Here is a 20210-nt window from a genome sequence, read left to right on the forward strand (position 1 = left end):
TAGTATGAAATGCTCTTAGTGTTCATCACAAGCTGTTTTGCGAATCAAAAGACATAAATCCACTTTTTGTAGTAAACATTTAATTGAACATCTTCAAAATCAGGTAGAAAAAACAATCCAGAAATTCAAGATGTTTAATAAAAAGGATAAAGTTTTAGTAGCAATTTATGGAGGAAAAGACAGCCCTGCATTGTAGGATATTTTAATAACAAGAAGTTATAACGTGGACGGGCTATATATCGATTTAGGAGTAGATAAATATTCAAAAACATCTTTAGATAAAATTGACAAGTTAAATAATAAATTGCAAAGTAATTTATATGTAGTCTCTCTACCACAAATTTATAATACTGGAGTTAAAGATTTAGCAAAAAATAACCCTCGCTCAGCTTGTTCAGCATGTGGACTTATAAAAAGATATATCATGAATGTAATGACAAAGTACGGTAATTATAAAGTGATTGCTACTGGCCACAATTTAGATAATGAAACCTCAACCCTATTAGGTAACACCCTACACTGACAAACAAGTTATCTCAAAAGACAGTCACCTAATATGCCTAATATTAGCGGATTAGCAAAAAAGGTTAAACCCTTAATTAGACTAACAGAAACGTGATACCGCAGCCTATTGTTTAACAAAAAATATAGAATATATCTTTGAAGAATGTCCCATGTCTCAAGGTGCAAGTACGTTTAAATATAAAAAAGTTATGAATAGCTTAGAAGAAAAGTCACCTGGAACTAAAAATCAATTTTATTTAGGGTTCTTACGGGAAGAAAAAAAGTTTTTTGGTACAGATAATAGTACTGTCAGTCTATCTATGTGTCAAAAATAATGTAAAGAACCAACAGGGAATAATATAAAAGAATGTAGTTTTTGTAAACAAATGAAAGCTAAAAACCTCGATGTAACAAAAGTACACAAATAATTAGAAGCTTTTTTTCATAGCTTATTTGTAAAAACTTCTATAGGAGGGATACATATGACTTCTAGAGAAAGAAGGGCTAAAGTAGCTAAAGATACTTTAGAAATTATTGATCAAGGTGGCTACTACAATAACAATAATTCATGGGTTGATATTAAAGAGTTCATTCAAAGAAGTATTGCAAATACTGAACTATTTAGCCCTCATAAATTACAATCTATAGAAAAAAAGATTATAGAACAGAATTTAATACATAAAGAAGATGATTTTTACCCAATCGAAGTAACTACTGAAGATACCTTAGCAGCTGCAAATCGATTATATGTAAATGGTTATAACCCAGTTTGTCTTAATTTTGCTTCTGCTATTAATCCAGGTGGAGGTTTTTTAAATGGAAACAGTGCTCAAGAAGAAAGTCTTTGTAGAGTTTCTAGTCTATATAGTAGTATCAATAGTAAAAAAGAATTTTATGTAGCAAATAAAGCTTTTTCTTCTGCACTATATACCGATTATATGATTTATTCCCCAGAAGTACCTGTATTTCGAGATATAAATGATACTCTTCTTGATAAACCTTTTTACACTTCTTTCATAACAGCTCCAGCGGTTAATGCTAAAATAGTAACAACTCAAGAACCTGAAAATATCAATTTGATTGAAATTATTATGAGAAGTCGAATTAGCAAAATTATTAGTTTAGCTTCTTTTCTTGGCCATGATTCTATTGTTCTTGGAGCATTTGGTTGTGGTGTTTTTGAAAATGATGTTAATGATGTAGCAAGATACTTCGAAGAGAATCTAAAGAATAAGGCAATTTTATTCAACAAAATTGTGTTTGCTATTTTAGGAGATTCAAACAATCCAACTTATAAGATTTTTAAAAAAACTCTATTAAACAGTTGACTAACACCATTAAACTTGAATTTAAGAATAAAATATATTATTATCATGTAATATATTTTATAGAAGATAATCTAGGTAGGTGATAATTTGTCTGAAATATACGCTCTATATGGAAAGAGTGGTACTGGTAAAAGCCACCGAGCTATTAGCATCGCTTATAAATATAATATTCCACTAATTATCGATGATGGATTACTTATATATAAAGGAAAGAGAATCGATGGATCTGTTTCAGGAAAACAAGAAAAAAATAAAATAAAAGCAGTAAAACGTGCTATTTTTGACAATAAAGATTACGCAAAACAAATGAAAGAAAAAATTAATAAAACCAATCCAGATAAAATTTTAATTATCGGAACTTCAAAAAATATGATTAATAAAATAGTAAAACATCTAGAACTAAACTCTCCTGGTCACTGGATAGACATTAATACAATAACTACTACTCAAGAACGAATAAGAGCAAAAAATCATCGAAGTAGAGGACGGCATGTTGTCCCCCTTTCTCCCGTTGAAGTCAGAAAGAATTTTAGGGTACCTTTACTAGACCAGTTAAAATTAATGATTACTAGCAAAGGGTCTACTAAATATTTAGGTGAACAATCTGTTGTTAAACCAGAGTTTCATTCATTGGGTGGTGTTTTTATAAAGGAAAAAGCACTACAAGATATGACATTTTTTACACTTCAACAACAAATTAACTTAAATAATATTAAGAATATCAAAATCACTTCAACAGAATCTAACACACTTATAGAGGTACAAGTTTCTTTAAACTTAGATGTACCTTTCCATGTTTTAGGTGATAAGCTAAAAAACGTACTAAAACATACATTAACAAATTTAACTGGGTTAGATAACCTTCAAGTTAAAATGATTATATCAGAAGTAGACTTTTCAAAAGAAAAGCCACAAATAAGTAGTTCAGGAATTTAACCCTGAACTACTTATTTATAGAAATCTAAGATAGCTTCTAAAACCCCTCACCCATAGATTTTGTCTTGTCTAAGTTTGGCTTATACTTTTCTTCTATGTTATAAATCCTTTAACGACAATTTTTAACAAAAAACCTGAAAATTAGCTGTTTGGCTCTCTGTTTCTTTTTAAATAAATTAACATTTTCTAACCAGTAAGCTCCGTCACGACCACTTTTGTATCTGAATTCGTAAATGCTACTCCGGTAATAATGCCTAATTAAATTCTACCCCAAGAGAATTTTCTCATAAGCATCTGCTAGGCGCTAGCTTATTCGTTTGTTAGGATCACAGTTTCTGTTCTCTCACTTCGAGATCTTCAGCTCGACTACATCTTGCACAAGGCCGCTGGTTAAGTATTTTCAGATTAAAGAAATAACCCAACGATGTCTGAAAAAATTTCATCAACATTAGGGAAGTTTTGCTTTATTAGCAAATTCTTCTCTATCGTCAAACTGTCACCTGAAAGTCTAAAGATTGACATAGGTTGGCAATTTCCCGGGAAATATGGCCATTATTCGAGAGGAAATTTGTCATTAGCTCAATAAATACACTACTTGTCACCATACATAAAATTCCAAAACTGGTTCTTCATTTCCTATGACCTTTACATCTTTATCAATAAATTTCTCTATAAGCTTCCACCAATTTTTTTAAAACGGTCTGATATACATCAGTGAAGTTAAAATAGTGACATAATACTTATAAATTAAGATTCAATAAAAATCATGAATTGCAATATTAAATTGAACTAGTACCAACTTTAATATAAAAATCATTCAAGTAAGACCTCACACTGTTCAATAAAAGCTTCACCTGGCGTTAGATAATCAAAGATCCGTCTGGACAAGGTATTGCACCAAGTTTGAACTTTAGCAATGGCTTCTCACGAATAATCAAGTAGGCATTTTACCCTTTGGGATAAACCGTCTAATAAGGCCATTATGGCGTTCATTAGTACCTCGCTCTCCAGAAGCATAAGGATGAGCAAAGTAAACCTTGGTTTCGCTAGTTTTTTCTAACGACGCAAGTTCTGCAAATTCTAAAAGAAAAGTCAGAGTTCCAAAATAGATCTGTAGCATAAGCAATAAACTCTTCACATTGTAGAAATTTAAATTTAGGTCCACAGTTTTTACGATTCTGTTCATATATTCTTTTAGCTGTATCTGGATAATAAATTTTGCATAGTTTAAGGGCTTTGATTTGGGTTACTGTACCTCTTTTTAGTTCATTACGAATTAAATTTGATGCTCTATTTAAAGTTTAGCAATAGCGTATGGGCTGTAGCCTTGCTTATGTAGTAACTCAATTTTTCCTCGCTCGAAATCATTTAGATGTTTATTCTTGCGGGAAGTTGGTGTATCATTAAAGTAATCCATAGTGTGCATCCTTCCTGTAATTAGTTATTTTGCGGTGATTTAATTATATTACAGTTGGGTCTACTATGGAGTTTTCATTTAGTTCAATTTCATTTTACAATTAAGCATTCAATAAAAATTTAAATCGCCAATAATTTTATCTTGAAGGAAATTGGTTAATAAAGAAAGAAGATATAATCTTAGATATAAATTAAGGAGGAATTTCATGGATAATATATCAGTTCTTCAACTAGGTGAAAATTTAATAAAAATTGCTATTATTATAGTTGTTGCCCTAACTATTTATAAAGTAGGTCTTCATATCATTAAAAGAATAATGAAAATTGAAGAATCAAGGTATGTTTCAGAAGAAACAGGTAAAATACTTTTTTTGGGCTTGAGAACCATTTTAAAGTATGGCCTTTTCTTTGGAGTTATATTGGTATCACTCGAAATTTTTAAAGTAGAGGTAATTGGTCCTGCAGAAGTTAGAGCTTTAGGTGTCATTATTTTAAAGACTATCGGTATCATTATTCTGGCTAAGATCACCATTAATATCGGCAGACAAGTAATAGATCATATTTTTAAAACTGAACAAAATCAAGAACGACTTATGGATGAACGAAGAAAAAAAACCTTAAATGGTCTCTTAAAAAGTATTCTTGTATATGCAGTTTATTTTCTAGCTGGAATCATGATACTAGAAAACTTTGGAATTAAAACTAGCTCAATTTTAGCAGGTGTGGGTGTCATTGGTTTAGCTGTCAGTTTTGGTGCACAGAGCTTGATTAAAGACGTGATCACAGGTTTTTTCATAATGTTTGAAGACCAATATAGTATTGGTGAATGGGTTACAGCTGCAGATGTATTTGGAGAAGTGCAAGAGCTGGGGTTAAGAACAACAAGAATACGAGAATGGACAGGTCAAGTTCACATTATACCAAATGGAGAGATTGGCAAGGTAACTAATTATAGTCGTGGTGAAATGCTAGGATTAGTCACTGTAGGTATTGCTTATGAAGAGGATATAGACAAAGCTATAGAAGTTCTCAAAGAAGAAAGTAAAAAAGCAGTTAAGGAGTTACCTGAAATTGTTGAAGAACCAACTGTTCAAGGAGTAGTCGCCTTAGCTGACTCTAGTGTTGATATTAGAACCTTTTGTAAAACAATTCCAGGAGAACAATGGGCTATGGAACGTGAGTTAAGAAGAAGGTTCAAATTAGCTTTAGATGAAAGTGGAATTGAGATACCTTATCCAAGACGAGTTGTTATCGGACAAAATTAATTAATTGGCAAAATGCTTGCTCGAGCTTAGAGCAAGCATTTTATTTTTACTGGGAACATGTACCAAAAGGTAATCTAAAAGTCTTCAAGAAGTTTAAACAAGAAATACTTTTTATATAAATAACTATTAACATAGGTGCTTGCAAAACGAATTAGCTAAAAAAGATTAAATTCCTTTTGAATTTTAAAGTTCAAGGTAAAAGATGAATCACTCCTTAAGTGGCAATCCAACGAATTGATTTTTTCGTTAAATGCAGACTTACAAGCAATTAAAGCAACATTATTTTGAGAAATAGCGGATAAAGCAAATTCACAAGGTCACTATTAAAATCAGACATTAATCTTTTCTTGTACCTTTTCTATAGTTTAGAACCCTTAGAAAATAGGAGTATGTTCGCGTTAGTTGTCTTTAGGATAAGTATAAATTACACGTCATACTTTGAATCAGTACATGGAATGCAACATTTACTGAAACGTTTAGTACTTTCCTTCTACTCAAAAGCAAACCCACTTTATTATTTTACGGGAATTACAATAACCATCATTTTTGAAAGTAAGTTAATGTTTTTAGGGCAAACAGGAATACCATTTTCATTGAAATCTTTGCCTAATTTTTTAGAGTTTTTACGATTTTTACTAATTACTAGCATTAGAGAACATTCTTCTATCAAGAAGCAATATTTTTCTGTACTATTAAAGCCGGCATCAGCTGTAAAGTTATTGTATTTTTCAATATCATGAAGGTTTTTATGTAATCAGAAAGTTTCTTGAGTATCGAATGAGAATCTAACTTTTGAAACTCATCAGAGTAATCAAAGAAAGAAATTTGATCTTTCACAGGATCACCTCCCAAGAAATATTCCTAATGAGTATTTCGATATGAAGTAGAGGGGTTCCTGTTGAAATACCCTGTAAAATCCTCTTATGGCAGACTTTTTGAGTTTTGCAAGGAGCTAATAAATAACTATTAACAGATAAGGAGGTGAAAATTTGACCATCCCTAGGCTAGTTGAAGAAATACAAAGATTTCAGTATAAAGTTGAAATTAAGAATGAGTTAGTTAATGTTATTTCTATTGAAGATGAGTTATATTTATCAAGTACATACCAACTCAACCCAAGAAAGGTTCAACAACTTTCATTAAAAAATGGAATTCTACCCCTTCGTTATTCTAAAAACTACAACCCTTTAGGTATTAATGGACAATTATCTTTATTACACTCTACAATCGGAGTTGTAGGGGTTGGTGAACTAGGAAAAGCTGTTATAGAAATAATAGCTCGTATAGGTATAGGACATATAATTATTATAGATCATAAAGACCTTAATGAAACAAATTTTACTATAGAAAATAACATAGGAATCAAAAAGATCACAGCTGCAGCAAAACAGGTAGAAAAAATTAATTCTGGAGTATCTACAACACTTTATTCCATTAAGTTAAATCAAAAAAACGTTCTTCAATTATTAGACCCATGTGATGTTGTCGTTGATGCAACTAATGATAAAGATAGTAGTATTTTGTTAGAAAATACTGTGAATGATTTAAATATCCCACTTGTACATAGCAACCAACATGACTTTACAAATCAGGTAACACCAAAGTCAACTAAAAATGAGTATAATCTGTCATATTGTAACTCGTTTATGACTGCAAATAGACAAGCACAAGAAGTGGTTAATTCTATAGCAAAAAATATTTAGCATAGGTTTTATTACAAAACAGATATCACAAATTTCGTACTAATATGTGACTAATACTTAAAAATACCCGATATATCCTCCCCTTGTTATATACAACCTTAATAATAAACTGTCTATAACAAGGGAGTTTTTTCATATCTAAAAAAATAAAATTCTCACACACAAGATATTGTAAGTATCTTCAAGGGTAAGACTTGCTGTATGACAACAGTTTATCAGATATTAACTTTATTATTTATCTTTTGATACTAATAAATTATTAATGAATGATTTAACCACATGAGTTTCGGGTATAGAAATAAGATCTGCTTCATTTACATAATTTCCTTCAAAAGTCATTACTTTTGAATTATCCTTTTTATATCTTAAGTAACCAGAATCACAGAAATATTTTCTAGGATGATTCCAATGGATAAGCTCTCCTTCTTCATTTTGTATTACACTACCAAAGTCATTTAAAGCTATTCCTTGTTTGTGAATTGCTTTAAGTTTATAACTATCCATCCTGTAATGTTCTTCAGTTGTAGAAACCTGTCTAGCTTGGTTTTGAGCATAAATTGAGGATATCAAAGCCATAAGTAAAAAAGTTATTACAATAAATATAGTTAATCTCTTCCACATCCAAAACACCTCCTAATTTACTCTATAATGATTATTATATGATTTGTATTGGATTTTAGAACTATTTTTAAAACAATTTATTTGTTATAATTTACTTGTAAACTTATTTTGAGGGTGGTTAATATGGCATTACTAAAAATCAATGATTTAACTAAAGATTATGGTAGTACTCGTATATTTGAAAATATTAAAGCACAAATCAATTCAGGTGATAAAATCGGGTTAGTTGGCAAAAATGGTGCTGGAAAAACAACATTAATTAAGGTGTTAACTTCTGAGCTACTTCCAGATCAAGGTGAAGTAATAAGCCAAAAAGATATCACAATTGGTTATCTGTCTCAAGCTCCAAACTTTGATATCAATAAAACTTTGTATCAAGAAATGAAACAAGTTTTTGATAATATTTTCAAAATCGAAAAAGAAATGCAAAGGTTAGAAGAGTTGATGGGTACAGCCTCTGAAAAAGAATTAGAGGGAATTATGAACAAGTACTCAAACTTAAGAGAAACTTTTGAAGCTTCTAATGGCTATGCTATCCACAGACACATCAGATCTGTTCTAAAAGGCTTAGGCTTCAATGATAGTGATTTTAATAGATATATTAGAAATTTTAGTGGTGGAGAGAAGACTCGTGCTTTTCTTGGACAAAAACTTTTAGAAAAACCTGATTTACTCATTTTAGATGAACCAACAAACTATTTAGATCTTAATGGTATTTCGTGGTTAGAAGATTATCTAGAAAATACTGATATAACTTTTGTTATAATAACACATGATAGATACTTTTTAGATAAAACAGTTAACATTATTTGGGAGTTAGAAGATTATAATTTAACTGAATATAAAGGGAATTATTCAAAATATGTAGCTGACAAAAGTGCTTACAATGAAAAACTTATGAAAGAATACAAGCATCAGCAAAAGAAAATAGAAAAAACAAAGGAGTTTATTGAAAGAAATATTGCAGGTCAAAAGACTAAACAAGCTCAGAGCCGTCGAAAGCAGCTAGAAAGAATGGAACCATTCAAAAAGCCTAAAAATGAAAAGTCTCTATCATTAAAATTGGATTCAGATAGGCGTAGTGGCGAAGAAGTACTGTCTTTGTCAGACATCTCTAAAGAAATTGAAGGTAACCATTTGTTTTCATCATTTTCACTAAAAGTGTTCCGTGGTGAGAAAATTGGAATCATGGGACCAAATGGTTCAGGTAAATCTACCTTGTTGAAAATTATAGCAAATATTATTGCACCGTCAACAGGAACTGTTAGATATGGAAGCAATATAAAGATTGGATATTTAGATCAGGAACAAAAAAGCCTTTCTTATAATTATACTTTGATTGAAGAGATTAGAAAAGAACTTCCCTGGGCAAAGGAAGAAGAAATCCGTAAAATATTAGGTAAGTTCTTATTTCCCTCAGAACAAATGGATAAATTAGTTTCAACACTCAGTGGTGGAGAAATGGTACGATTAACTTTAGCAAAATTATTTATAAAAAAAGCTAATGTTCTATTACTAGATGAACCTACAAATCATTTAGATATCTCAGGCAGGGAAGCTCTTGAAAGTGCTTTAAAAAACTTTGATGGCACTTTACTAGTAGTGTCACACGACAGATATCTATTAGATAATATTATTTCAAAGTTAATTAATGTTTCAAATGAAAAAGTAGAAATATTTACTGGTAACTACTCTGAATTTGTTGAGAAATTAGCAAAAGTTAAACAAGATGAAAAGGAAAGTAAACAGAAATATAGTCATAAAAAACAGATAAAAAAAGATGACAAAAATATTAACACTTATAAAAAAACAGAAGAAGTAATGGAAGAAATTGATCAGTTAGAAAAAGAAAAAACTCAGTTAGAATCTTTACTCGGTGATCCAGAACTTTATAAAGATGAAATGAAGGCTAGAGAAACTAATATCAATTATCAAAAATTAACCACTAGATTAGATGATTTGTATTTACAATTAGATGAACTAGAAATCTAAACTTTTTTAGGAGTAGTATATAGTAATAATGGTGGAACTACAAAAATCATAATAGTTGCTGCAGCAACAACCCCAGAATCATTTAGTAAAAAAACTAATAAACTACCGATAGCGTTTGCTTGAATAGCTCTGTATATAAATGGTGAAGTACGCTTTAACTGATTTATTTTATCTGTTGGCTTAAAAACTAAAATTGTAAGCAAAACACCTAAAAAGGCTAATAACACTTTACTCCAAATCGAATATCTTATCAATGAAATATTCATACTCACTTTTCTAATTATAATATTATACAGTTCTTGAATCCCTTGATTATTAACTAACTCAATGGTCCTTCCTAAATGACTAATAACTTCTGTTCTAGTATTTAGAATTATTAATAATACAAAAGCCAATAAAGCTATACCTATTCCGCCAAATAAAATTAGTTTGATATCTATTTTAATATTGAAATCATTCCTTAATAATAAAATAACAAACACAAAAACTCCTATTGTACTGATAAATCCACCGAAGTTTGCACCTAATTGAGGATGAGCAAATAAATAAACTATAAAAATAGTAACAGGCACATAACTCCAGAGTAATCTGGGGTTTTTCTCTGCAAAGCTTAACATAAAAAGTGTATAAGATCCTAGTAAAATTCCCATAAATTCGTTTCCTATCCCATAATATCTAGCTCCAGAGATAGGGTCATGACCTAATACAGACTTATATAATAATTGATTTCCCATAAGAGTATCTAAAATTAACGAACCACTAACTAATAAAGCTAATAATATAACAGCATCTTTAGTATCAAAGTAATGTTGTATAAATATAGCTATAGCTATTGATCCTAAAATTAGTATGATAGATGTTTTTACTATTTCTAAATCGGGAAATCCCCCTAAAAATAAAAATAATAGAGGGCTTACCATCATTGATAGCAATAAAGTATCAACTAGTGGAATAATTTTATTAAATAATAAACTGTTTATTAAACCACTAAGAATAACTATAATTTGAAATAAGATAAAACCTTGTATAATCAAAGGTCTATTTTGGTGTATCTGCAAAAATACATTTTTAGTATCTGTCAGTTCTTTAGCTACATGTTCTTCATAATTAAAGTTTATAACATCACCTAAATAAGTTTCAGGTATATTGTTATTTTGATGTTTTAAAAGACTAGGTGCAAAATCTAAATTTGAAATTATCCCGGTCCTTTGAGTAGTATTAGATGTTAACAACCCTTGTTTTTCAGCTGGTGAAACTAAAAAAAAGTTTAACCTTTGTCCACTATGATAATCTGAAACTGTATTAACAGGGTTCAATACTACAACTTGATGAGTATCTGTATAATCACCAATAAATTCAAGTATATTATTTATTTCATTGTAAGCTTCATCTTTGAGTGTTAATTTTCTATCTTCCTTTAGATTCGAAGAATATTGTTTGATTCTCCATAAATCCCCTAACTCGTATATTTGAATATCTAAATTAGAATTTAAGTTACTATTCAATTGTTCCTTCAAGTTATCGTAATTAGTTTTTTTACCATAGGGATGCTCTTTTGAATATGTTAATGTTTTTTCAGAAGAAATAATTGTATTATCTAAATACCCTTTTGTGTTCATAAATGTTAATACTCCAAAACGTTCTATTTCATTTGTATCACTATTTCCCCAGTAGAAGAGCTCTGTATCGCTTTCTTGTAAGTTATGACCTAATGAACCTAAATTAACAGTATGTCTTAGTTTATTATTAGAGCTTTCTAATATTGGTAAATTTGGAACCAAAGCTGATGTTTCAGGGATTTGATTTTTACCGAAATGTCTATGGTATAATGTTTGACCAGTAACACCTTCATTAGTTTCTTCTTTTTGTAACACTATGTTTGCGTCCTGTTCTGTAGTAGCTCTCACCCCGGATCCGAGAGAGATATAAGAAGCTGCCGGATGATACCTACCAGATACACCCTGATTCATTAAACCTATTGCCCCTCTTGATATAAATTTTTGTAACTTTTCTAAATTTCCTTCATTAACGGCTTCTTGTAGAGAAAGGCCTGGTATCAATATTATAACTAAATCTTTGTCGTTTTCTAAAGCGAGTTGTGTCTCTTCTGTTTCTGCAAAAACTTGTAGAGAACTAGACATTAAAACTATAATGAACCCTACTAGAAAGAAAGCTTTAACTATTACATTATAAAACATTCTTCCCTCCCACCTCTTTATAAAAGTTAACAGTTTCTCTAACCATCTTCTTATCACTAAATTTATCTAATGCCCGTTTATAAGCTTTAAATATTAATTTACGCCTTAATTTTTTACTTTTTAATAGTAAAACCAACTTATTTCCCATATCCTTTGGGTCATCTGTGCTAGCTATTAATCCGGTACTGCCATCTAAGACAACTTCTTTCAGGCCTCCAGCATTAGTAGCTATAACTGGACATAAGGAAGCCATTGATTCAATCGCAGTAATTGACAATCCTTCGTACTTAGACGGTATACATAGGGCCTTAGAGCTTTTTAAAATCTCAGGCACATCATTTCTATATCCTAAAAAAGTCACATAGGGTGAAATTTTAATATCCCAAGCAAACTGTTCATACTTTTTTCTGTCAGGTCCATCTCCTACAATTATAAAATGTAGGTTATTCCAATCTACAAATGACTGATAATTATTTAGTAAATATTTTACTGTCATAAGAAAATTTTTAACACCTTTATCAGGAGCTAATCTAGCTACACAAGCTACGTAATTCTTATCATTTTCAATAATAGTTTGTGATTTATGGAGTGGATAATGATAATTATTAAACTCTATTCCATTATATAAGACCTTTGCTTTTGATTCGTTTAACCCACAGTTGATCAATTCATGTTTTAAAGCATCAGAAACACAAAAAATCTTTCTTGCTCTATTTAAAACATTTCTAGTTAGATAATTAAATCCTACTTGTGTAATTTTCGCGTTTCTTCCCCATGTTTGAAAATTATGTAATGTACTAACCCAAGGAATCTTTCTAAATCTAACGGCACTATCTGTTAACAGTGTAGCTTTATAACCGTGAGCATGAATTAAATCTGGTTGGGTTTTGGTTATAATTTTCCTTAAATCAAATATATTTTTTAAGTCAGTACCAAAGGATAACCCATCATTAATAGATAAATTATAATGGCACGAAAAATCTTCTTTTTTAAAGAACTTATATGGCCCACAAATTATAGGCTTTATTTCATATTCTGGTAAAGTATTAGTCAAAGTTTTGACATGTCGTTTGATACCACCACTAACTGGTCTAACTACATGTAAAATTTTCATGGATTATCCTCCTTTCCTCTATTATTTTTTCCTAAAAAGCAAAAAAAATAACGCCTCTCGGACGTTATTTTCTTAGATAATATTTACTGTAATACCAAACTCATCTTGTAAATTTTGATAATGCTCATTCCTTAAATCAAAACCTCTTTCATCAAAAGGTTTATTAGGTAATATAACTTGTATAGTTTGTCCATCTAACTGTTCTTTTAAACAAGATCTAAAGTCTGACACTGTTAATAGTCCAGCCGACTTAATATTACCACCAAAATAATTGTTTTTAACTGCAATTACTTTACCGTCAAAGGATGGTAACATCTTATTTATCCCCATTTTTATAGGCCCGTAACCGAACTCTGAAGTTAATACAATTGATTTTTTATCAAAGACAGTACTTAAAATTTTATTAATAGTACTCTTTTCAATATCAAATGTAACAGCAATACCAGATGATTCTTTAGAAGATTTATCTAAGGTTACATTGAACTGTTCTTCTTTTCTTTTAATTGTTATAGTTGGACTGCTTTTCTGTTTTATTTTCATAAAACCTTCAGCTCTACTAAAAACTTCTTCTCCATCCACAAGCAAAATCTCATCTCCTGAAAACAAACCTGCTTTAAAAGCTGGAGAGTTAGGAACAATACCTTCTATGATCATTCGTAGATTATTTGTAATCGGTGGTTCCACTAAAATTGGAATATTTACTTTAGAATTAATAGCATTTAAGTGTTCTCTAAAATATTCAGATTCATCATCTGATATCTGTATTTCGTGTCTAGGTGAATGTTTAGTATATCCTGGTAAAAATACACGCAAAGATTTAGAGTTGAATTTTTCTAGTTTTTCAACAATCAACTCTATATCTAATACGCTCATAGCTGAAGGTATTAAAACAACACTACCATGATAATTTATCTTATATTTAGATAAAAGTTGTAACAAATTTGTTGGATCAATACCAGTAGAATCACCCATAATTTCTTTACGCTTACATGATTCTATTGTATTAAGAGAAATATTCAATTCAATTGGTTCTAAGCTTTTTAAAAACTTAATTAGTGACTCATTCAGTAATGAACCATTTGTCGTTATTTGAATAACTGTATCGTTAAATTTTTTTCTTAAATCTATTAATATTTCTTTAATATAAGGATGATATAAAGGTTCTCCTTCATTTATTCTAGTTACTGATTCACCAATGGTGATTTTTTTATTGGGATTAATAAAATCAAAGAGTTCCTTAACTTCTTCTGTTCCTATAGGAGGTAGATTTATAACATTGATATCGCGAGGATTTTGCTTATGACTACAAAAAATACAATTTAAATTACACATACTTCCCAAAGGAAGTATATTCAACTCTGATACTGAACGAAATACGTAATAGTCCTTAGCTTCCATGATTTCACCTACTTCTGTAATAACCTAATTATTTTCCACTATGTTTTTAGCCACCTTCCATATATCACCAGCGCCCATTGTTAGAACATAGTCACCCTTTTCTACATTTTTATAAACATAATCTACTATCTCGTCCATATTATCAATCTCTAAAACTTTCTGAACAGATGAGTTTGTGAGTATCTTTTCTTTTAAAGTTGTAGTATTCACACCTGAAATTGGTTCTTCGCCAGCAGCAAAAACTTTATTTAAAATTACTATATCAGCATTATCAAATGATCTTGAAAAATCCTCTAAAAGAAATTGTGTTCGCGAATAACGATGAGGTTGAAATATAGCAATAACTCTATTATCTGTTTGCTCTTTTGCTGTTTTAAGCGTCGCCTCTATTTCTGTTGGATGGTGAGCATAATCATCCACTACTACAGCGTCCTTATAGCTTCCAATATGAGTAAACCTTCTTTTAGCACCAGTGAATCGTTTCAAAGCCTTTTGTATAACACTAGGCTCTATATTTAATTCCAATGCTACTGAAATAGCAGCTAATGCATTTAATATATTATGTTCTCCTGGTACCGAAAGCTCAATATCAAACTGATTTCCATCTAATTTTTCAAAGACACTAAAGGCTGTATAACCTTTTTCTAACGTAACATTTAGACCCTGTATATCTGCTTTATCTGATAAACCGAAAGTTAAGTGTTTTTGGGGTATATCTTTAAGCAAATAATCATAATATTGACAATCACAAGAAATCATTAAACATCCGTCTTTCTCAAGGTTATCAATAAATTGTCTATATGAATCTAATAGTTTTTCAAAACTGCCATCATAATGTTCTAAATGATCAGCTTCAATATTTGTTATAACTGAAATGTTTGGATGATACCTTAAAAAAGAATTATCACTCTCACAGGCTTCAGCTACAACGTATTCACCTTTCCCTGCTCTAGCATTACCATTAAGTTCTGAGACTTCTCCCCCTATAATACAAGTAGGATCTAGAGAAGCGTCTTCTAATATTACAGATAACATTGATGTTGTAGTTGTTTTTCCGTGGGCACCTGCGATAGCTATCCCAAACTTACTATTTAAAATCTCTGCTAATAACTCCGACCTATGCCACCTAGGTGTCCCTTGATTAATTGCTTCTTCTAATTCAGGATTGTTATTTGGTATAGCTGTTGAATAAATTACTAAGTCTTTATCCAAAATATTATTTTTTTCATGGGAATAATATATTTCAGCCCCAAAATCCTCTAATGCTTCTGTACGGTTAGATGGTGTTAAATCAGAACCGGATATATAAAAGCCCTTAGCTAATAAAATTCGAGCTAATGCACTCATTCCATAACCACCGACACCTATAAAATGTATCTTTTGAAACCCTTTTAACATAATACCCCTCTCTTCCTAGAGTTCTAGTGAACATTCTATATTTTATATTATGTGTTTTAGTAAATACGTGTTTTATTATATCATACATTTTTTGTGTTTTTTAGATTATTATTTAACAATGTCTACTAAATTATGTTTAGTAATACAAATTTCTATCTATTCTTTTATGACAAGAATTAACAAAGTTGATGGAATTGTTGAAATTTTCATTTAGTCCACAGTTTCCACAGGTTTATCCACAGCTTTTTCCCCGATCCAACAAGTTTTATGTTAATTTTTCACATTATCCACAGGCACTCAACATAACATTGTGGATATTAATAATTAATTTCATCCTTTTATAAATAAAAAATCCCCCTATCAGTTATAGAGGGATCATCTTAAGGAGTCAAATTTGGAACAGCATTCATATCTAATGTTCCGGTTAACCCTAACTTATAATTAAAATATCCTAATGAAGCCACCATTGCAGCATTATCTGTACAATAATTTAACTTTGGAAAACACAGTTTAATATCATGCTTCGAAGCTTCATTAGTAAACTGTGTCCTAATTGTTCTATTTGCAGACACCCCTCCTGCTAATAGAATCGTCTTAACATTAGTATCTAAAGCAGCTTTAATTGTTTTATCAACAAGAATTTCAGCAACAGTACTTTGTAAACTACTACATACATCTGGTACACTAAACTTCTCATCTTTCATTTTCTTTTTATTCAAGTAATTTAACACTGAACTTTTTAATCCACTAAAACTAAAATCATATTTACTATCTATTTTCGGTTTTGTAAAATCTATACTTGGTTCACCCTTGAAAGCTTCACTTTCTATTAAAGGTCCTCCAGGATAACCAAGGTCTAAAGCTCTAGCTATTTTGTCAAATGCTTCACCACACGCATCATCCCGAGTACTACCTATTAACTCACATGTCTCATAGCTTTTCATGTAATATATACTTGTATGACCTCCAGAAATCACAAGAGCAATCAATGGAAAATCATGTTGATAGATTCCTTTATTTGTTGAGCTAGATAAGAAGTTTGCAAAGATATGTGCTTTAATATGATTAACAGGGATCAAGGGTAATTCTTTTGCATAAGCAAATGACTTTGCAAAGGAAACTCCTACTAGAAGTGGACCGACTAACCCCGGACCTTTTGTTACAGCAATTCCAGAAAGATCATTAAAGGTTATACCCGCTTCTGTTACTGCCTTTTTAACTAATGGTGATAATAGTTTTAAATGCTCTCTAGAAGCTATCTCTGGGACAACTCCTCCATAAAGAGAATGTACTTCTGTTTGTGAGCCAACAACATTACTATGTACTTTATAACCATCTGAAACAACAGAAGCACTTGTATCATCACACGAAGTTTCTATCCCAAGGATGTAACACGGATTTCTCTCAACCAATAGTTTCACCCTTTCACTTTTCAATTATTTTATACATGATAATTGCATCTTCATTATTATCTTGATAATAGTTAGGTCGTATACCTAATTGTTCAAAACCTAGTTTTTGGTATAATCTAATAGCACTTTCGTTAGATTTTCTAACTTCTAAGGTAGCCCGTGTAGCCCCTCTTTCTTTTGCATGGGTGAGAAGTGAAATTAATACTACTCTACCAACTCCAATACCTCGGTAATTTGGATCTACTGCTATATTTGTAATATGACAATCATCTTGTATCAACCAGTATCCACCATAAGCAAATAGTTCTTTTCCTTCTTCATGAATATGTTCAAAAACAAAATAAGTAGCTAAAAAGTTTTTTTCTAACTCATGAAAAAAAGCATTCTCAGACCAAGGAGAATTAAAGGAGCATTTTTCAATTTCCATCACCTTTGAGATATCATCTTTAACCATTCCTCTAATACTATAATCTGAAAAAGTTTTTTCAATCATGACAATTCTCCCGCTTTCTTTCAGCCTCTGATTTTCTTAAATACATAGGTGAAATTTTATGTGGAGAAAATCCTTCACCTTTCAACAAACTCTTTAAACCCAAACGAGCAACCATAAAAGCACGGTTAGTTTCTAACTCTTTAAAAGTAAAATCCATATTGAAGTTTTGTGACTTAAGCTTTTGTTCATAAACTTGAACACCATCACCTGTAAAAGTAATAGTTTCATTATCTTTAAAGTTCTCTGACAGCTTATTTACAAGTGTTTCAGGTGAGATAACGTGATAATCCCAAATTCGTTCAAACTTTTGTTCTGATACTCTATATAAACTAGTATAGACTTCTTTTCTTTTAGCATCCATAACAGGACATACATAACCTTTTTTAGCACGTTGAAAAGCTAAAGCATCTAGGGTACTCACACCAACTAATGGTATTTCATAGCCCATAGATAATCCTTGAGCTGTACCTATTCCTATTCTTAAACCAGTAAAAGAACCTGGTCCCTTTGAAACAGCAATACCTGATAAATCACAAGGATTAATACCCGTATTTTTAAATATACTATCTATAAGAGGCATTAACCGTTCAGAATGTGTTCTTTTATCATGTACTGTAAATTCACCTATAGGGGTACTGCTCTCTACTAAAGCTACAGAGCAGGTTCTTGTACTTGTATCTATCCCTAATACTTTCATAGTTAGAACACCTCTTGAGAAAGTTTTTCGAGAATTTCTTTAAAATGGCTTCCCTGTGGAGTAAAATTAATTAATCTTGATTCTGCATCCTCTGGGTCTAGCTTTATATCAATACTTAGATATTCATCAGGATATTCTTCGAGTTTTTCACTCCATTCAACTACACTAACTCCATTACCGTATAAAAAATCTGTTAGCCCAAGTTCTAAAAATTCCTCTGAATCCTCAATTCGATATAAATCAAAATGATAAAGATAAACTTTCTCACCTGGGTATTGTGACATAATTGTAAAGCTGGGGCTTGTAACATGATCTGTTATAGCTAAACCTTTAGCAATCCCTTTTGTAAAAGTTGTCTTCCCAGCTCCTAAATCACCTGTTAAAAGTAGGATATCTCCTTGTTTCAACTTTCGTGCAAGCCGTTCTCCTATTTTCATTGTGTGATCAGTTGAAGTAGTTTTTACAATCATTCTGATTCTCCTTATTATACAATTTTAAATTATGGGTTTCTTCACATTATACCATTCTAATCAAATAAAATCATGGCTAAAATGATCGATAATATTTAAAAATATTATGGAAATACTAAAGAAGTAACAAACTTTTAAGAGGGAGGATTATTTATGAGAAAGAGTGACTTACTCTCATTACCAGTAATTTCTATAGATGAAGGGAAATCGCTCGGAAAAGTTACTGATGTAATATTAGATCCATATCAAAAAAGTGTGATTGCCTTAAAGTTTGGTGGTGATAAAATATTTTCTACTAGATCTCACCTGGTTCAAATACAAAATATTCAAACTATAGGAGTACATGCCGTTACAATTCCACACGAAGAAGCTGCTATTACTAAAGAAGAACTTAACTTACCTAATGAAGTTGTTGAGCTAACACCTATTGGTAAAAAAGTTATCACTGATCATGGTGAGTTTTTAGGAATTTGTAGGGATTATTATTTCAATTTCCCTAGTGGAGAGCTCACAAGTTTAGTATTAAGCAAAAATAATAAAAAACATTCAGAATTCGAAGTTTCTGCTGAACAAATTCTGACTCTAGGTGTTGATTATGTTATTTCAACCTATGATACGATTCAAATGACAACTCATATGGATGAACAAACAACAGCTAGCGCTTCACAAATTAACCCAGATGAGCTAATAGGAAAAATGGCTACCCAAACAGTTCAAGATGGCAAAGCGGGAGTTATCGTCCAAGAAGGTGAAATAATTGCTCCAGAAACTGTTGATATGGCTATACAATGTAATGCTTTAAAAACCTTAGCTTTTGTAGCAGGAAACTATCACCCTACTGAGTTTTCTAAAGAAGAACCTTCTCAGCCAATCCAAAAAACTAACCAAGAATATGAACATAGTGAAGACCAACTTGAATGGCAATCAAAACTTAGAGATGTTATCAATAATGCTGGTGAGGATATAGAAGAGCGGTTAAAAAACTTTTTAATTAACAAAAAACCAGCTTATACAGTAGTTTCTCACAATGATAAAATTTTAAAAAAGCAAGACGAACCTATCACAACCAGGGACATAGAATCCATTACAGATAAAAACGATTTATTACGACTAGCAGCCTCAATTACAGCTTCAGAAGTTGATGACTTTGTTACTTCTCTAGAACGTAGATTTCAAAATATGAGAAAAAAATAGGTCACGCTAGAACTACCTAAAATAGGTAGTTCTTTTTCTTTTATATTTTAGCGAAAAACAGGAAAACAAGG

At 30.9% G+C, this 20210-nt stretch carries 21 protein-coding genes; 8 read left to right on the forward strand and 13 right to left on the reverse strand.

Annotated features, from left to right (window positions below; translation table 11 throughout):
• Positions 1 to 223 precede the first annotated feature (223 nt).
• The 4 genes from CDO51_RS14130 (at position 224) to CDO51_RS01870 (ending at position 2768) form a co-directional block, all read left to right on the forward strand.
• On the forward strand, positions 224 to 523 hold the full coding sequence (locus CDO51_RS14130; RefSeq protein WP_205842067.1) for an adenine nucleotide alpha hydrolase family protein: 300 nt from the start codon (positions 224 to 226) through the stop codon (positions 521 to 523).
• Between the two features lie 190 nt (positions 524 to 713).
• The gene (locus tag CDO51_RS14890) at positions 714 to 839 is read left to right on the forward strand and encodes a hypothetical protein (RefSeq protein ID WP_276206983.1); all 126 of its coding nucleotides are present in this window, start codon (positions 714 to 716) and stop codon (positions 837 to 839) included.
• Between the two features lie 147 nt (positions 840 to 986).
• Positions 987 to 1832, forward strand: a complete 846-nt coding sequence (locus tag CDO51_RS01865; protein WP_089022593.1) for a TIGR02452 family protein — start codon at positions 987 to 989, stop codon at positions 1830 to 1832.
• Between the two features lie 87 nt (positions 1833 to 1919).
• Entirely contained in the window at positions 1920 to 2768 is an 849-nt protein-coding gene (locus CDO51_RS01870; RefSeq protein WP_089022594.1) for an isopentenyl transferase family protein, read from the forward strand.
• 934 nt (positions 2769 to 3702) lie between these two features.
• Here the strand turns inward: CDO51_RS01870 and CDO51_RS15165 are convergent.
• Together CDO51_RS15165 and CDO51_RS14575 are read right to left on the reverse strand one after the other, a co-directional pair.
• Positions 3703 to 3888, reverse strand: a complete 186-nt coding sequence (locus CDO51_RS15165; RefSeq protein ID WP_338044558.1) for a hypothetical protein — start codon at positions 3886 to 3888, stop codon at positions 3703 to 3705.
• Between the two features lie 174 nt (positions 3889 to 4062).
• A complete protein-coding gene (locus CDO51_RS14575; protein WP_240503460.1) occupies positions 4063 to 4185 on the reverse strand; it encodes a helix-turn-helix domain-containing protein in 123 nt (40 codons plus the stop codon).
• Between the two features lie 205 nt (positions 4186 to 4390).
• On the opposite strand from CDO51_RS14575, the gene CDO51_RS01880 reads away from it, so the two are divergent.
• On the forward strand, positions 4391 to 5449 hold the full coding sequence (locus tag CDO51_RS01880; protein WP_089022595.1) for a mechanosensitive ion channel family protein: 1059 nt from the start codon (positions 4391 to 4393) through the stop codon (positions 5447 to 5449).
• Between the two features lie 514 nt (positions 5450 to 5963).
• Here CDO51_RS01880 and CDO51_RS13675 read toward each other — a convergent pair.
• Both CDO51_RS13675 and CDO51_RS13680 read right to left on the reverse strand, forming a co-directional pair.
• The gene (locus tag CDO51_RS13675; protein ID WP_158212268.1) at positions 5964 to 6119 is read right to left on the reverse strand and encodes a hypothetical protein; all 156 of its coding nucleotides are present in this window, start codon (positions 6117 to 6119) and stop codon (positions 5964 to 5966) included.
• Complete coding sequence (locus tag CDO51_RS13680) at positions 6116 to 6286, reverse strand: hypothetical protein (RefSeq protein WP_158212269.1); 171 nt, start codon at positions 6284 to 6286, stop codon at positions 6116 to 6118. The genes CDO51_RS13675 and CDO51_RS13680 overlap by 4 nt, the downstream gene beginning before the upstream one ends.
• A gap of 152 nt (positions 6287 to 6438) precedes the next feature.
• Between CDO51_RS13680 and CDO51_RS01885 the strand changes: the two genes are divergently transcribed.
• A complete protein-coding gene (locus CDO51_RS01885) occupies positions 6439 to 7152 on the forward strand; it encodes a ThiF family adenylyltransferase (RefSeq protein WP_089022596.1) in 714 nt (237 codons plus the stop codon).
• Between the two features lie 231 nt (positions 7153 to 7383).
• Here CDO51_RS01885 and CDO51_RS01890 read toward each other — a convergent pair whose 3' ends face one another.
• Positions 7384 to 7773 (reverse strand): hypothetical protein, encoded by a 390-nt coding sequence (locus CDO51_RS01890; RefSeq protein WP_089022597.1) that lies wholly within the window; start codon positions 7771 to 7773, stop codon positions 7384 to 7386.
• A gap of 123 nt (positions 7774 to 7896) precedes the next feature.
• Here CDO51_RS01890 and CDO51_RS01895 point away from each other — a divergent pair, with 123 nt between their 5' ends.
• Entirely contained in the window at positions 7897 to 9765 is a 1869-nt protein-coding gene (locus CDO51_RS01895) for an ABC-F family ATP-binding cassette domain-containing protein (protein ID WP_089022598.1), read from the forward strand.
• On the opposite strand, the gene CDO51_RS01900 is transcribed toward CDO51_RS01895, so the two are convergent.
• The 8 genes from CDO51_RS01900 to tsaE all read right to left on the reverse strand — a co-directional run bounded on the left by CDO51_RS01900 (position 9762) and on the right by tsaE (position 18945).
• Entirely contained in the window at positions 9762 to 11963 is a 2202-nt protein-coding gene (locus tag CDO51_RS01900; RefSeq protein ID WP_089022599.1) for a hypothetical protein, read from the reverse strand. The genes CDO51_RS01895 and CDO51_RS01900 overlap by 4 nt on opposite strands.
• Positions 11953 to 13077 carry a glycosyltransferase family 4 protein gene (locus tag CDO51_RS01905; protein WP_089022600.1) on the reverse strand — a complete coding sequence of 375 codons (1125 nt, stop codon included), beginning with the start codon at positions 13075 to 13077 and terminating at the stop codon, positions 11953 to 11955. The genes CDO51_RS01900 and CDO51_RS01905 overlap by 11 nt, the downstream gene beginning before the upstream one ends.
• A gap of 72 nt (positions 13078 to 13149) precedes the next feature.
• On the reverse strand, positions 13150 to 14475 hold the full coding sequence (locus CDO51_RS01910) for a DUF512 domain-containing protein (protein ID WP_089022601.1): 1326 nt from the start codon (positions 14473 to 14475) through the stop codon (positions 13150 to 13152).
• 24 nt (positions 14476 to 14499) lie between these two features.
• Positions 14500 to 15873 (reverse strand): UDP-N-acetylmuramate--L-alanine ligase, encoded by a 1374-nt coding sequence (gene murC, locus CDO51_RS01915; RefSeq protein WP_089022602.1) that lies wholly within the window; start codon positions 15871 to 15873, stop codon positions 14500 to 14502.
• A gap of 380 nt (positions 15874 to 16253) precedes the next feature.
• Entirely contained in the window at positions 16254 to 17285 is a 1032-nt protein-coding gene (gene tsaD / locus CDO51_RS01920; RefSeq protein WP_089022603.1) for a tRNA (adenosine(37)-N6)-threonylcarbamoyltransferase complex transferase subunit TsaD, read from the reverse strand.
• A 13-nt stretch (positions 17286 to 17298) separates the two neighbouring features.
• Positions 17299 to 17778, reverse strand: coding sequence for a ribosomal protein S18-alanine N-acetyltransferase (gene rimI, locus CDO51_RS01925; RefSeq protein WP_089022604.1), 480 nt, complete (start codon positions 17776 to 17778; stop codon positions 17299 to 17301).
• Entirely contained in the window at positions 17771 to 18475 is a 705-nt protein-coding gene (gene tsaB, locus CDO51_RS01930) for a tRNA (adenosine(37)-N6)-threonylcarbamoyltransferase complex dimerization subunit type 1 TsaB (RefSeq protein ID WP_089022605.1), read from the reverse strand. Before tsaB ends, rimI begins: the two co-directional genes overlap by 8 nt.
• Positions 18476 to 18477: 2 nt before the next feature.
• Positions 18478 to 18945 (reverse strand): tRNA (adenosine(37)-N6)-threonylcarbamoyltransferase complex ATPase subunit type 1 TsaE, encoded by a 468-nt coding sequence (tsaE, locus tag CDO51_RS01935; RefSeq protein WP_089022606.1) that lies wholly within the window; start codon positions 18943 to 18945, stop codon positions 18478 to 18480.
• Positions 18946 to 19098: 153 nt separating this feature from the next.
• On the opposite strand from tsaE, the gene CDO51_RS01940 reads away from it, so the two are divergent.
• Positions 19099 to 20139, forward strand: a complete 1041-nt coding sequence (locus tag CDO51_RS01940; protein ID WP_089022607.1) for a PRC-barrel domain-containing protein — start codon at positions 19099 to 19101, stop codon at positions 20137 to 20139.
• The last annotated feature ends 71 nt before the right edge of the window (positions 20140 to 20210 follow it).

The organism is Natranaerobius trueperi, from assembly GCF_002216005.1.
GTDB classification, from domain to species: domain Bacteria; phylum Bacillota; class Natranaerobiia; order Natranaerobiales; family Natranaerobiaceae; genus Natranaerobius_A; species Natranaerobius_A trueperi.

Coding starts and splice junctions, on each gene's coding strand:
- CDO51_RS01865 (WP_089022593.1), top strand. CDS start 987: ATGACTTCTAGAGAAAGAAGGGCTAAAGTAGCTAAAGATACTTTAGAA.
- CDO51_RS01910 (WP_089022601.1), bottom strand. CDS start 14,475: ATGGAAGCTAAGGACTATTACGTATTTCGTTCAGTATCAGAGTTGAAT.
- CDO51_RS01905 (WP_089022600.1), bottom strand. CDS start 13,077: ATGAAAATTTTACATGTAGTTAGACCAGTTAGTGGTGGTATCAAACGA.
- CDO51_RS01880 (WP_089022595.1), top strand. CDS start 4,391: ATGGATAATATATCAGTTCTTCAACTAGGTGAAAATTTAATAAAAATT.
- CDO51_RS01940 (WP_089022607.1), top strand. CDS start 19,099: ATGAGAAAGAGTGACTTACTCTCATTACCAGTAATTTCTATAGATGAA.
- CDO51_RS14890 (WP_276206983.1), top strand. CDS start 714: ATGAATAGCTTAGAAGAAAAGTCACCTGGAACTAAAAATCAATTTTAT.
- CDO51_RS01890 (WP_089022597.1), bottom strand. CDS start 7,773: ATGTGGAAGAGATTAACTATATTTATTGTAATAACTTTTTTACTTATG.
- CDO51_RS15165 (WP_338044558.1), bottom strand. CDS start 3,888: ATGCTACAGATCTATTTTGGAACTCTGACTTTTCTTTTAGAATTTGCA.
- CDO51_RS14575 (WP_240503460.1), bottom strand. CDS start 4,185: ATGGATTACTTTAATGATACACCAACTTCCCGCAAGAATAAACATCTA.
- tsaB (WP_089022605.1), bottom strand. CDS start 18,475: ATGAAAGTATTAGGGATAGATACAAGTACAAGAACCTGCTCTGTAGCT.
- rimI (WP_089022604.1), bottom strand. CDS start 17,778: ATGATTGAAAAAACTTTTTCAGATTATAGTATTAGAGGAATGGTTAAA.
- CDO51_RS01900 (WP_089022599.1), bottom strand. CDS start 11,963: ATGTTTTATAATGTAATAGTTAAAGCTTTCTTTCTAGTAGGGTTCATT.
- CDO51_RS01895 (WP_089022598.1), top strand. CDS start 7,897: ATGGCATTACTAAAAATCAATGATTTAACTAAAGATTATGGTAGTACT.
- tsaE (WP_089022606.1), bottom strand. CDS start 18,945: ATGATTGTAAAAACTACTTCAACTGATCACACAATGAAAATAGGAGAA.
- murC (WP_089022602.1), bottom strand. CDS start 15,873: ATGTTAAAAGGGTTTCAAAAGATACATTTTATAGGTGTCGGTGGTTAT.